Consider the following 12,943-nt stretch of genomic DNA (forward strand, 5'->3'; position numbering starts at 1 on the left):
TAATGTAAGGACTTGCCTTGTACAGACACCATTGATAATACGAAAATGCACAATTCTAAATAAGTTAAAGGAAATCAGATGTTTTCAAAAAACACAGCTCTCAAAAGCATTTTTGATTCCAGCATTGATGAACTCTGCAAGAGCGAAGGACTCTCCAAAGAGACTATTATCCAGGGCATCGAGAACGGAACCATGGTTCTGCTGGGGAACCCGAATCATAAGAATGTGAAGCCCACCCTCATCGGGCAGCCCGCCAAAGTCAAAGTTAACGCCAACATCGGTACTTCTCCTTTCAAGAACGACCGTGAAAAGGAAATGAAAAAGCTGGATACCGCCTGGAAAGCCGGTGCCCACGCTGTTATGGATCTTTCCACTGCCGGTGATCTCGACGGCATCCGTACCGACATGCTCAGCGCATGTCCGCTGCCGCTCGGAACCGTGCCCATTTACGCCATGGCGCAGCAGTACGTTGCCCGAGACGAAGACCCCGCAGGCTTCACCTTTGAAGAACTGCTGGTTGAAATCGAAAAAGAGGCCGAACAGGGCGTTGATTTCATGACCCTGCACTGCGGCCTGACCCGTCGCGGTGCCGAATGGGCGCTCGGCGGCGACCGTCTGCTGGGAATCGTTTCCCGCGGCGGTTCCATCCTCGCCCGCTGGATGCGCGATCACGATGCCGAGAACCCGCTTCTCACCAACTATGACCGCATTCTGGAAATCTGCCTCAAGCACAACGTCACCATCAGCCTCGGCGACGGTCTCAGACCCGGTGCCGGTGCAGATGCAGGTGACGCCGCACAGTGGGAAGAAGTGCTTGTTCTCGGCAAGCTGGCCAAGCGCGCCCGCGAATACGGTGTTCAGGCCATGATCGAAGGTCCGGGCCACGTGCCCATGAACCTTGTCGAGGCCCAGATCCGCGGCATCAAGGCTGCCACCTACGGCGCGCCTCTCTATGTTCTCGGACCGCTGGTAACCGACTGCGCTCCCGGCTACGACCACATTGCCGGTGCCATCGGCGGAGCCATTGCCGTTATGAACGGCGTGGACTTCCTCTGCTACCTGACCCCTGCAGAGCACCTGACCCTGCCCGAAATCGATGACGTCTGGAACGGCGTAAAGGCTTCCCTCGTAGCCGCCCAGTGCGGTGAAGTCGGACTCGGCCGCAAGGACGCCGTTGAACGTGACGCTGAAATCTCCAAAGCCCGCATGCAGCTCGATTGGGACCGCATTGCCCAACTGGCAATCGATCCTGCTCTGGCCTGTGCCCGCAGAAAAGATCACAAAGACGAAAAAGAATGCGCAATGTGCGGAAAATTTTGCGCCGTTCGCATGCTTTCTGAATAATAAATATCCGTTTTAAGCCGCTCTGTACCTGATTGATCATAATGGCCCGCAGCAACCTCTGGTGCTGCGGGCTTTTTTTGTGTAATATCCCAAAACTTAAGTTAAACGATCGTTTGAAAATCTGTTTGGGTTGCCGGTTGGGATGCCTCTGGACTCCCCATCCCCTCTCTCCAAAACGCGCTGATAGGCTTCGCGTTTTGGGGGGCTTGATGTGCGTGATTTAAGTCTTTTCTGTGTAGCGGATTAAAATCGTTTGGTTGGCAGGTGGACGATTGATTTGACTTGGAATTTTACGCTTAAACTATTGGGTTTGTTTGGGTGTATTTGCCCACTTTTTGCATTTCCCAGTAGTGAGGGAAAACTCTGCCCGGACGAAGCCTCAAGGGAAGCTCAAGGGCTTTGGCGAACCTCAAATTGCGCCGTAATCAATCTGCATTTGTGCTTAGGGTGATCAGATGGCCCCCGGAGGGCCGCCGGAGGCAAAAATCAGATCATTCAAAAGCGCAAAGCGCCTCAACGAATAGGAGGCTGATATGCTGAAATACGTACGTGATCCCATGAGCGGGCTGACTCATTTTATAGGTTTCTGTCTGGCTATTGCAGGGCTGGTGCTGCTTGTAGTCGAATCGGTCAATCCTACAAGCGTCATGCATGTGGTGACTTTTTCCGTCTTCGGCGGCGGCATGATCCTTCTCTATCTTGCCAGCACTCTTTACCACTGGCTGCCGCTCAGCGAGCGCGGAACCATGTACATGCGCAAGCTCGACCATGCCATGATCTTTGTCTATATCGCGGCAACCTATACTCCCATCTGCCTGATCGGGCTGAAGGGGACGTGGGGCTGGTCGCTGTTTGCTGCGGTCTGGAGCATGGGCGTTGCCGGGATCATCACCAAGATGTTCTGGATGAACGCTCCGCGCTGGCTTTCCACAGCTTTTTATCTTGGCATGGGCTGGCTGGTCATTATCGGTGCGTCTCCGCTGATTCGCGCCCTGCAGACCGGAGCCCTGTTCTGGCTCACTCTCGGAGGGGTCATGTACTCCATCGGGGCGGGCATCTACGTGGTCAAGCGCCCTGATCCGTGGCCCCGATTCTTCGGATTCCACGAGATATTTCATGTGTTTGTCATGGCCGGCAGCTTCTGCCACTTCTGGGTAATGTACGAATACATCACTCAGATTGGTGTATAGGGCGGGCCGGACCGCAATATTATTTAAGGGGTTTATCCGAATGGAATCCAGAATAAGCATCATAACTCTGGGCGTTGAAAATCTTGTGCGGGCCTACGAATTTTATAGCGCGCTTGGATTTTCAGCGTCCAAAAAGCCGGAAGACGGGATCGTGTTTTTCAGGACTGGCGGTGTCTGCCTTGCCTTGTACCCGATGGAGGCTCTTGCCAAAGACATATCCGAAGATCAGGAGCCAAACCGCTCCGGTTTCAGCGGTATAACCATTGCCCACAATACGCGCACAAAAGGCGAAGTTGATGAGATTCTTGCGCAGGCCGAGCGTTTTGGCGGAAGGATATTGAAGCCGGCTCAGGATGTCTTCTGGGGCGGTTACAGCGGATATTTTTCCGACCCGGACAGTCATGTCTGGGAAGTGGCTTATGCCGATTTCTGGGAGTTCAATGAAGACGGCAGTCTTGTAATTGCCTGATCGCGGGCATGTGCAGCCGGATTGCTAACTGATGCCGATGATACGTGTTCCATGCATAAAGGGTCAGTCGCCGCGTATTCTGCTGATTGCCCAGAATTACTTCATCATTCCCGAGCTTGTCAGGGCACTGAAAAGTCTCGGGATTTCTTTTGTTTCCGTCAAATTCAGGCAGGATGAGTCCTTTTTAAGGGAGTTGTTCGAGCGTATCGGCCGGTTCAGGCCCCATTTCGTGCTTTCGGTGAACCACGCGGGGCTGGACGGGGCCGGACAGGTGCTGGATCTGCTGCGGCGTTGCGGCGTGCCTTTCGCAAGCTGGTTTGTGGATCGGCAGGAGCTGTACATGCGTGCGCCCGTTCCTTCGGAATCGCTGCTGGCCGTGTTCACCTGGGACCCTGAAGCCTTGCCGTTTCTTGCAGTACGCAATGTTTCCCACGCGCACTACCTGCCGCTCGGGACCGATCCGTCCGTGTTCAGGCCGGGAGGAACGGGTGATGCGCTGCATCGGGTTTCCTTCGTCGGTTCATCGTGGACAGGCAAGGTCGGCGATGTGTTGCGGGCAGGGCGTTTCCCCGTCAAGTTGCTGCGGAGTTACAGGCCGTTGGCGGAGCTGCTGGAATCCGGCGTTTCCGCTGATCCGCAGGGGCTGATTGCCCGGGCAGGTGAAGAAGCCGCTCTGGCTTTCGAAGGACTTTCCACCGAAAAGCAGGCCATGTTCCTGCGGCTGGTGAGTCTTCAGGCCACGCGAATACGGCGGGTGCGGGCTGTTTCAGCGCTGCTGGATTTCTCTCCCGTGGTGGTCGGCGATGCCTACTGGGGCCGGGAGCTTGGACGTAGCGGCAAAAATTTTACTCTCTGGAACCGCCTTTCATATGAGACTGAGCTGCCGGAGTTCTACCGGAGTTCACTGGTCAATTTCAACTCAACCAGCCTGCAGTCGCAAGCTTCCGTTAATCAGCGTGTTTTCGATGTTCCGGCCTGCGGAGGTTTTCTGCTTACCGAGCGGACTGCTGCACTGGAAGCTCTTTTCGAACCGGGCCGCGAAGTCGCCTGCTACAACTGCGTGGACGAAATATCCGAAACCGTGGCCCGCTGGATCGCCGACGGACCGGGCCGGACGTCCATTGCCCGTGCCGGGCTGGAAAGAGTCCTCGCCTGTCATACCTACCAGCATCGGGTTGCCGAGATTGTTTCGAAAATGCGGGCCTTCTACTAGGCTCGATATGACTTTTGATTGTCGCTGGTGATCTTTATGAGTTAATATCTAACGTATTTTAGAATAGGTTGTATTTTATTATATAGTGTAGTAGTTGATATTTGATATAATCAAGTTGGCGTCCAGTTATCTGCTTCAGTTCTGGTGTGAGCTTTGGAGCACTTGTTTCTGCGAGCTTTCATAAATGCGGGGAAGGTGAGTCCATGAGTGATGAGATAAAGGAACAGAATGAAACTAAAATTGATCCCGGGCCGAGTGTTAAGCACGATATGGATATAGCCCCTGGGACCGGATTTAATTGGCCCGGTGTGTTCAAGGGATTTGTGCTTGTCGCGTGGATTGTTTTTCTGCTTGTTTCTGCTTCAATGGCCTGCTCCGGAAAAGTTTATACGATGCTTCAGGATTTCCCCGGCAAGTTCAAGGAATCTCTCAATGGACAAACATTAACCAAGGGGCCAGAATATTATGCAAAAAAGTTGGAAGGCGGTTCAGTCTGGGAACTATTGCGTTCATATGACACCGTTGCCCCGTATCCGGTGATTCTTTCAGTCCTGAATGCCGCGTTTCCACGTTGGACTGAGATGGAACATCTGTATGAAAACGGCTGTGATGGAGTTGTTGAAGTAAGCGGGAATTACTGCAGCCTGTTCGAATCTGTGGACAAGTATCTTGAGGCTGTCGTTCTGACGGAGAACCTCGATCCAAGAAATTTATCCATCAGCTACAATGTTGCCCCTAATGTTTTTAAGTTTGCTGCGGAGGCGGAAAAGGTCGACTTTCCGGAGGTTGCGATCAGCTGGGTAATGATGATGCGGGCTCAAAAGGATAAAGACAAGCAACTTGCTAAACTGACAGACAGTTTTTTTATCATGCTGGTACTTGGTGCATTCGGCAGTCTGGTATTTCTCATCAAGGATTTTCTGTACGGCGAAAAGAGGGTGAGGGTTGCCCAGTATATTTTCAGGCCCGTGCTGGGCATGTTTCTGGCTATGACGGTCTTTCTGATGGATATACTTACCCATTCCGTCCTGTCCACTGCCTCGGTTGAGGAACTGCGCCTTGAGCCGCTGTACTTTCTCGGCATTGTTTCCGGCATGCTGGCCGAACAGACTTACGGTGTGATTTATGCCAGGGCCCAGAAAGTGATCAGGAAAGCCGCTGAAGACGCAGGCGTAACAGGAGTTTGAAGTTTGTAAGTCAAGGGTGAGTATACACGCATTCATAAATTGGCGTTGCAGCCCGGCCTGATGCCGTTCTGCAACGCCAATTTTTTTGATCCAGCAAAGCGCATCTAAATATTATGCATGGTTATCAAAATGTTATTCGCCATTGCATTCTTCATGTTGACGTAATTTCATTTCTGAAGTTAATGTGAATTCACTTTCACTTATTTGGAGAATATAATGAGCAAGAGGATGGACCGGCTTTCACGCCGTGAACAGATTGCCGAAAAGGCGCTTGCGCTGGCAGCCAGGGGTATTTCGGCCATAACCATGCAGAGCGTTTCCGAGGCCTGCGGTATTGTTTCCTCGGCCCTGTACCGGCACTATAAGAATAAGGACGAGATTCTCGACGGCGTTCGGGAACTGGTGCGCAACAAGCTGATCAAGAATGCCCGTAAGGCGGTGGAAGAGGGGAATTCACCCCTGCACATACTTGAAAAGCTGGCCATGAACCATGCTGAATTGCTTTACAATCACCCCGGAATTCCGCGTCTGTTGTTTTCCGAGGCTGCGCTGGACAGGGATTCCGTACGGCGCAGGGCAATATACGCAATGATGACCGAGTACCGGGCTGCGGCTGTATCCATTGTGGTGCAGGGGCAGGAGCAGGGCCAGATCCGTGCGGATGTCAGCCCCGAGGATGTGGTCTTCATGCTGCTCGGCACGGTGGTGCCGCCGTCCTTCCTGTTCCACATTTCCAACGGGGCGTTTGATCCCCGGGAACAGATAAAGCGTAATTTCCTTCTGTTTGTAGAGGCGGTCAAGGTCCGCAGTGAGGAAAGGTCATGATGTCGAAATCTTCTTTTGTCCGCTGGGCGATGATTGTTGCGGCTCTTATCCTGCTTTCCGGCTGCAATGACATGGAGGACCGGCTCTGGCAGGGGTATGTCGAGGGCGATTTCGTCTATGTTTCCTCTCCGCTTGGGGGCCAGCTTCAGGATGTTCTGGTGCGCAAGGGGGATCAGACTGCAGCCGGACACCCTCTTTTCGTGCTTGAACGCGGCTTTGAGCAGGCCGGTGTTTCCGAGGCTGAGGAAAATCTCGACCGGGCCGAAAACGATCTGGCCGACAAGCGCAAAGGGCGCAGGCCTTCGGAAATAGCTTCCATCAAGGCCCGGCTGAAGAAGGCCGAAGCCGCCGAAGTACTTGCCGAGACCGAATACCGGCGCAGGGTGGCCCTTTACAAGTCCCGCACAATCTCCGAGGAGGAGCGGGACCGCGCCCGTACCGACTACGAACAGGCCACCCATCAGGTGCGCGAAATCCGTTCGGAACTGCAGACCGCGTCCCTCGGATCAAGGTCGGACGAAGTCAAGGCTGCTGAATCAGCAGTGAAGGCCGCACAGGCCCGCTTGGATCAGGCCCGCTGGAATTATGACCAGAAGGCGCAGGCCGCACCACGCAACGGGCTTGTTTTCGATGTCATCCGCTACAAGGGGGAATGGGTTCCGGCCGGAAGTCCCGTGCTTTCGATACTTCCGCCGGAGAACCGCAAGGTCAGGTTCTACGTCCCGGAGCAGATTGTCGGCGGGTTCAGGATCGGCGAGGAGCTGCTGCTGAATTACGACGGGCTGGAGCAGCCCATTGCCCTGCGGCTGACCTATATTTCCCCGCAGGCTGAATTCACCCCTCCGGTAATCTACTCCAGCCAGAGTCGGGCCAAGCTGGTGTTCATGCTGGAGGCAGTGCCGTCACTTGATAATGCCGCACTGCTCAAGCCCGGACAGCCCGTGGACGTGAGCCGGTCGGCGGAGAATTTCAAGTTTGAAAACGGGTTGTTTGCCCGCCTGCTCTCCATGTTCAGGAGCTCCAATGGATGAGCGTTATGTCATAGACGTGAGCGGAGTGACCAAGTCCTTCGGCGACCGCACCGTGGTGCGGGGCCTAGACATGAAGGTCAGGCGGGGTGAAATCTTCGGGTTTCTCGGCCCCAACGGATCGGGAAAGACCACCTTCATCCGTATGCTCTGCGGACTGCTGCGGCCCGATGCCGGGTCCGGCACCTGCCTCGGGCACGACATTATCAGCGAGTCGGAGCTGATCAAGCCGAAGGTGGGTTACATGTCGCAGAAGTTCAGCCTTTACGGGGACCTCACGGTAAAGGAGAACCTTGATTTTCTGGCCCGGGCCTACCAGCTTTCCGGCAGGGACAGGATCGTCGCCGAGGCCATTGAACGCATGGGGATGGGCCGTTTCACCAACCAGCTTGCCGGAAGCCTTTCCGGGGGCTGGAAGCAGCGGCTGGCCCTGACCGGGTGTACCCTGCACAGCCCGCAGCTGCTGCTTCTGGACGAGCCCACAGCCGGGGTAGATCCTGCCGCGCGTCGCGATTTCTGGGACGAGGTCCATACGCTGGCGGCGCAGGGCATTACCGCGCTGATCAGCACACATTACATGGATGAGGCCGAACGCTGCCACCGGCTTGCCTACATCGCTTACGGCGACCTGCTGGCCAAGGGGACGCTGGAGGAACTGATCCGCGAATCCGGCCTGCATACCTGGACCCTGAAGGGACCGGGGCTGGCCGAGCTTACGCCGAGGCTGCGCGCCGTACCGGGGATTGATCAGGTTGTGGCTTTCGGCAACACCCTGCACGTAAGCGGACGCGACAGCGGGTTGATCGAAAGGTCGCTGCGGTCCGTGTCCGGACCGGACAACCGCTTTGAACCTTCGGAAACCAGTCTTGAAGAGGTCTTCATCGACCTGATGCGGGGGATGAATCCATGAGAAGCCTGCGCCTGTTCTCCTTCAACCGTTTCATGGCCATGGCCCGCAAGGAATTCGTGCAGATGCGCCGCGACAGGCTGACCTTTGCCATGATGATCGGCATCCCGCTGATACAGATCATCCTGTTCGGGTTCGCCATAAATGCCGATCCGCGCCATCTTCCGCTGGCCGTGCTGTCCGGGGATAATTCCCGCTACTCCCGGTCGATTGTGGCCGGGATGCAGGCCAGCACCTATTTTGATGTGGACCGGTTCATCAGTTCACGCGCGGAAGCCGTCCGGCTGCTGGAAATCGGGGAAGTGCAGTTCGTGCTGACCATCCCCGAACAGTTCGGGACTGATATTGAGCGCGGCAGGCGGCCCGTGCTGCTCCTTGAGGCCGATGCCACCGATCCCATGGCGACCGGGAATGCGGTCAATTCCATGCGCGAGATCGTCAACCGGGCCCTTGCGCGCGAGTTCAAGGGTTCGCTGTCCGGGCTGGTGCCCGCTGAAAGTGCCGTGGATCTGCGCATCCATGCCGATTACAACCCGGAGGCCATCAGTCAGTACAACATCGTGCCGGGGCTGATGGGCGTTATCCTGACCCTGACTCTGGTCATGATCACCTCGCTGGCCATCACCCGCGAGACCGAGCGCGGGACCATGGAGAATCTGCTGACCACCCCGGTCAGGCCGCTTGAGGTCATGATGGGCAAGATTCTGCCTTATGTGCTTGTCGGCTATATCCAGATGATGCTGATCATGGTTGCTTCGGTCTTTCTGTTCCATGTGCCGCTCAATGGAAATCCGTTGATCGTGTTCACCTATTCTGCGGTGTTTATCGCGGCAAACCTGACCGTCGGGGTGACCATATCCACTGTTGCCCGCAACCAGCTGCAGGCGGTGCAGATGTCCATATTCTTTTTCCTGCCTTCGCTGCTTCTTTCCGGGTTCATGTTCCCTTTTCGCGGTATGCCCGACTGGGCGCAGGGAATCGGCTCTGTGCTGCCGCTGACTCATTACCTGCGGCTTGTGCGCGGGGTGCTGCTGAAGGGAACAGGCTGGGAGGAGTCGCTTTATCATCTCTGGCCCATTCTGCTTTTCTGGCTGGTGGTTGTTACCGTCGGTCTGAAGAGATTCCGGCGTACTCTGGATTAACTCAAACTATTCAGTAGGGTATGCTTCCATCTGCCAAAGGAGTGAGGCCATCATTGTTTTTCATATCCGTAAGCCTAGAAGTAATGCTTCTCGCCGAACGGCCAGAGGGCCTTTGGGATTCCTTTGATCAAACCTCGTTATTAATTCCACGCTACATAAAAATAAAAAAGTACACAGGGCGGACCTGAGTTACCTAAAAAATGTCCGCCCTGTGTACTACGGTGCGTTCCGCAAGGGGGCATTGCCTCTGCGCAGGACCGCATGAATCGTTGGAGCGGTCCTGCCTGTCAGCCTGTTTTGTCCCCTCTTTTGTGTCCGGCTTTGCCGGAAGGCGTATGCATTTGTAACCGCATTAAATTTTGAGGAGGGTATTTCCGAATGACACTGGATTCCGGTTTTCTGGAAGAGGACAGGAGGGAGGCGGACGAGATCAAGAAGGAGCAGCGCAGACAGGCCGAGGAGTTTCTGGCCGATGTGCGCAAGACCTTCGGGACCGCCCACGGCAAGCGCGTTTTTACTTTCCTGCTGGAGCAGGGGGGCGTCAATGCGCCGCTTTTCTCGAAGGAGGCCGACATTTATCGGAACGTGGCTGTTCACGATTTTGTGGTGGAGAATGTCCTTTCAGCGGTGGTTATGGCCGATGAGGAAATCTACCTTTCCATCATACGTGAACGGGCCGAGAAACTGCGACACGAGGAGGAGACAGAAAAATGAGTGAATTTGCGGACTCCGAGCCGCAACAGAGTCCTGAATCTCAGCAGGGTGCAGACCTGCGGCTGGGCATGGAGCAGCAGGCCGGGGATTCGGAACATTCTGCCGACGGAGGCAAGCTGCAGCCGGCAGGGGAGTCCGAGCTCTCTATTGCTGACGGTTACGGGAAGAAACAGCCCGTAGCGGATGAGGGCCGAAAAGATACCGTACGCAAGGTCCCGCCGGTTGCGGATGAACAGTCCGGACGCAGTGGCGGAGGAAACGGCGGATCGTCCGGTGCTCCTGTGCAGCCTGCTCCGCCCGCGCCGGAAGAGTACCGGATCGACTACGGCCAGCCTGGCGGTGTGGACCCGTACATAGACCGCGAGTTCAGGGATTTTGCGCACCGGAACGGCATTTCCGGCGAGCTGGCCCAGAAGCTGGTCGATTTCAGCAACAGCCTTGAGCTGGGCAGGATGCGTGATCACCTGAACCGCACAAGCCAGTGGGAAAGGGAGGTCCGCTCATTGCCTGGATGGCACGGGCGCAATTACGACCACAACATGTCCGTGGCCCGCAGGGCCATGCAGGCCTTCGGTTCCCCGGAGTTGACCGAGCTGATCAGGACATCCGGCTACGGCAACCATCCAGAGGTGGTCAAAGCCTTTTATAACGTGGGTAAAAGCCTTTCCGAGGATTCCTACGTAGACAGCAGCAGAAGGACTCCCCGCAAAAAGACAATCGGCGAGATCCTCTACCCCAACCAGCCGATCTAGCTGGAGATCATACCGAACGCTTGAAGCGTCTCATCACCCAGAGCTCCCGGAGGGCCGTAAATCTCGATAAGGAGAATTTATTATGGCAACTCTTGGAATCAACGCACTTACCCTTTCCGAATGGTCCAACCGTACCGATCCGGGTGGCAAGGTGGCCGAAATCACCGAAGTTCTGTCCCTGACCAACGAGGTGCTCGACGACGCAGCATGGGTTGAGGGCAACCTGCCCACCGGACACCGCACCACCGTACGTACCGACCTGCCCTCCGTCAGCTGGCGCAAGCTCAACTACGGCGTCAAACCCAGCAAGTCCCGCACCAAGCAGATCGACGACACCTGCGGCATGCTCGAATCCTACGCGGAAATCGACAAGGCCCTGTGCGATCTCAACGGCGATTCCTCCAACTTCCGCACTTCCGAGGAGCGCGCTTTCCTCGAAGCCATGAACAGGGAATTCGCCGACACCTTCATCTACGGCGACACCGCCCTTGAGCCCGAAAAGTTCCTCGGCCTTTCGCCCCGTTTCAATTCCCTTGAGCACAAGAACGTTATCAACTTCGGCGGCGCAGGCGACAACTGCACCTCCATCTGGATTGTCTGCTGGTCCGATCAGACCGTGCATTTCACCTTCCCCAAAGGCAGCAAGAGCGGGCTGAGCCATACCGATCTCGGCGAAGTGACCCTCGAGGATGCCAGCGGCGGCAGGTATCAGGGTGTGCGTACCCATTACAAATGGTCGCCCGGCCTGGTTGTGCGCGACTGGCGTTACGTTGTGCGCATCGCCTCCATCGATCCCAAGAATCTGGGCGGTAATTCCCTGCGTCATTCGCTCATCGAAGGCCTGAACATGATCCCCAACACCAACATGGGCCGTACCGTTATCTACTGCAACCAGACCGTGAAGACCCTGCTGGACGTCGAAGCTTCCGACAAGAACAACGTCATGCTCAAGACCGAAAACTGGGAAGGCAAACCCGTAACCACCTTCTGGGGCTGCCCCGTACGTCGTGTTGATTCCATTCTCAACACCGAGGCCGCGATTACCGCTTAGTGGCCCCCTCTGGACTTCCCCTTCCCCAAAACCTTTCAGCGGGGCTTTGCCGCTGGGGCGGCGGGGTTAGGGGGAAATGGGAAATCCCTTTCCCGTGGCTAGTCGTGCGGGAAGGAGAGCTCCATACAAACAAATAACCAAGGAGAAATAATATGTTTTTGGATAAAGAACTTTGTTTTTGTGAGGAACAGTCCGTAACCGCCAGTGCGGTTTCCCAGAATGTGATCAATGTAGGCGAGGACTGCGGTTCCGGTTCTGCAGTTCGTCTTAAGGTGATGGTGGATGGCGAGGATTTCGCTACCCTGACCAGCCTTCGTGTAGGCGTGCAGGCCTCCGGCACCGAGGATTTTGCTCTTTTCGATACCCTTTTCGAGTCCGGTTCCATCCCCGTTGCGGACCTGAAACAGGGCTACAGCTTCCCGCTGCCGACCCTTCCGGTAAAGCACAAGGCCTTCCTGCGTCTGTCCTTCACCGTTACCGGCGCAAATGCGACCGCAGGAAAGCTCAGCGGTTACGTCATCATGGATGACCAGACCAACGTCTAGGAGCGGGGATGAAGTATATCTGTAAGAAAAACTGCTATGTACGGAATCCGCAGGGCGGGCTTCAGTACTTCCGCGAAAGTGAGGTCGTCGACTATGCCGAGGCTTCTGCCGTGCCGGAGCATTTTGAACCGCTTGGCGGAAGCAGGGATTCGGGAAACGGACAGCCCGAAGCCGGTAAAAGCGAGGCCGCCGAGAAAGAGACACTGCGCGCCAGACTCAAGGAACTCGGCATCAATTGTCCGGTAAATGCCGGCCTTGAGACCCTGCGCAGGAAAATCAGGGAAGCTGAAGGGCTTTAGAGTGAAGTTTCCGGCCCCTTGGAGTGGGTCGAATTCAGTGTCCAGACATGCACCCCCGTCCGTTTTCGGGCGGGGGTGTTCTGGTTTGAATTGTGGAGAATTAAGAAGAATAGCGATGGAGTGCTTTTGAGAATCGGTCACTGACCGATGTCAGTTCCCTTAAATAGAGGGTTGGGTGGTAATATAGCGCCGTCACCACCGATTATACAACTTTCTGAAGTGCTGACTTGTTAACGGGTTTATGGTATCTACTATTGTTGCGACTGTTTTTTGCGCG

At 55.5% G+C, this 12,943-nt stretch carries 14 protein-coding genes; all 14 read left to right on the forward strand.

Going from position 1 to position 12,943, the window contains the following annotated elements; all coding sequences use genetic code 11:
• The first annotated feature begins 78 nt into the window (after positions 1 to 78).
• Positions 79 to 1,344: a phosphomethylpyrimidine synthase ThiC gene (gene thiC, locus N7E73_RS15590; protein ID WP_432735827.1), complete on the forward strand. Its 1,266-nt coding sequence runs from the start codon at positions 79 to 81 to the stop codon at positions 1,342 to 1,344.
• 533 nt (positions 1,345 to 1,877) lie between these two features.
• Entirely contained in the window at positions 1,878 to 2,534 is a 657-nt protein-coding gene (gene trhA, locus N7E73_RS15595) for a PAQR family membrane homeostasis protein TrhA (RefSeq protein WP_432735828.1), read from the forward strand.
• A 40-nt stretch (positions 2,535 to 2,574) separates the two neighbouring features.
• A complete protein-coding gene (locus N7E73_RS15600) occupies positions 2,575 to 3,003 on the forward strand; it encodes a VOC family protein (protein WP_432735829.1) in 429 nt (142 codons plus the stop codon).
• Positions 3,004 to 3,034: 31 nt separating this feature from the next.
• Positions 3,035 to 4,216: a CgeB family protein gene (locus N7E73_RS15605; protein WP_432735830.1), complete on the forward strand. Its 1,182-nt coding sequence runs from the start codon at positions 3,035 to 3,037 to the stop codon at positions 4,214 to 4,216.
• A 203-nt stretch (positions 4,217 to 4,419) separates the two neighbouring features.
• Positions 4,420 to 5,403, forward strand: coding sequence for a hypothetical protein (locus tag N7E73_RS15610; RefSeq protein WP_432735831.1), 984 nt, complete (start codon positions 4,420 to 4,422; stop codon positions 5,401 to 5,403).
• A 216-nt stretch (positions 5,404 to 5,619) separates the two neighbouring features.
• Positions 5,620 to 6,228, forward strand: a complete 609-nt coding sequence (locus N7E73_RS15615; RefSeq protein ID WP_432735832.1) for a TetR/AcrR family transcriptional regulator — start codon at positions 5,620 to 5,622, stop codon at positions 6,226 to 6,228.
• Complete coding sequence (locus N7E73_RS15620) at positions 6,225 to 7,259, forward strand: HlyD family secretion protein (RefSeq protein WP_432735833.1); 1,035 nt, start codon at positions 6,225 to 6,227, stop codon at positions 7,257 to 7,259. The genes N7E73_RS15615 and N7E73_RS15620 overlap by 4 nt, the downstream gene beginning before the upstream one ends.
• A complete protein-coding gene (locus N7E73_RS15625; protein ID WP_432735834.1) occupies positions 7,252 to 8,166 on the forward strand; it encodes an ATP-binding cassette domain-containing protein in 915 nt (304 codons plus the stop codon). Before N7E73_RS15620 ends, N7E73_RS15625 begins: the two co-directional genes overlap by 8 nt.
• Complete coding sequence (locus tag N7E73_RS15630) at positions 8,163 to 9,305, forward strand: ABC transporter permease (RefSeq protein WP_432735835.1); 1,143 nt, start codon at positions 8,163 to 8,165, stop codon at positions 9,303 to 9,305. Before N7E73_RS15625 ends, N7E73_RS15630 begins: the two co-directional genes overlap by 4 nt.
• A 378-nt stretch (positions 9,306 to 9,683) precedes the next feature.
• Positions 9,684 to 10,019 (forward strand): hypothetical protein, encoded by a 336-nt coding sequence (locus N7E73_RS15635; RefSeq protein ID WP_432735836.1) that lies wholly within the window; start codon positions 9,684 to 9,686, stop codon positions 10,017 to 10,019.
• Positions 10,016 to 10,771, forward strand: a complete 756-nt coding sequence (locus N7E73_RS15640) for a hypothetical protein (protein WP_432735837.1) — start codon at positions 10,016 to 10,018, stop codon at positions 10,769 to 10,771. Before N7E73_RS15635 ends, N7E73_RS15640 begins: the two co-directional genes overlap by 4 nt.
• Before the next feature lie 82 nt (positions 10,772 to 10,853).
• The gene (locus N7E73_RS15645) at positions 10,854 to 11,822 is read left to right on the forward strand and encodes a major capsid protein (RefSeq protein WP_432735838.1); all 969 of its coding nucleotides are present in this window, start codon (positions 10,854 to 10,856) and stop codon (positions 11,820 to 11,822) included.
• 152 nt (positions 11,823 to 11,974) lie between these two features.
• The gene (locus N7E73_RS15650) at positions 11,975 to 12,367 is read left to right on the forward strand and encodes a Bbp16 family capsid cement protein (protein ID WP_432735839.1); all 393 of its coding nucleotides are present in this window, start codon (positions 11,975 to 11,977) and stop codon (positions 12,365 to 12,367) included.
• Between the two features lie 8 nt (positions 12,368 to 12,375).
• Positions 12,376 to 12,666: a hypothetical protein gene (locus tag N7E73_RS15655; RefSeq protein ID WP_432735840.1), complete on the forward strand. Its 291-nt coding sequence runs from the start codon at positions 12,376 to 12,378 to the stop codon at positions 12,664 to 12,666.
• The last annotated feature ends 277 nt before the right edge of the window (positions 12,667 to 12,943 follow it).

This window comes from Maridesulfovibrio sp. FT414 (genome assembly GCF_050916235.1).
Lineage (GTDB): Bacteria > Desulfobacterota > Desulfovibrionia > Desulfovibrionales > Desulfovibrionaceae > Maridesulfovibrio.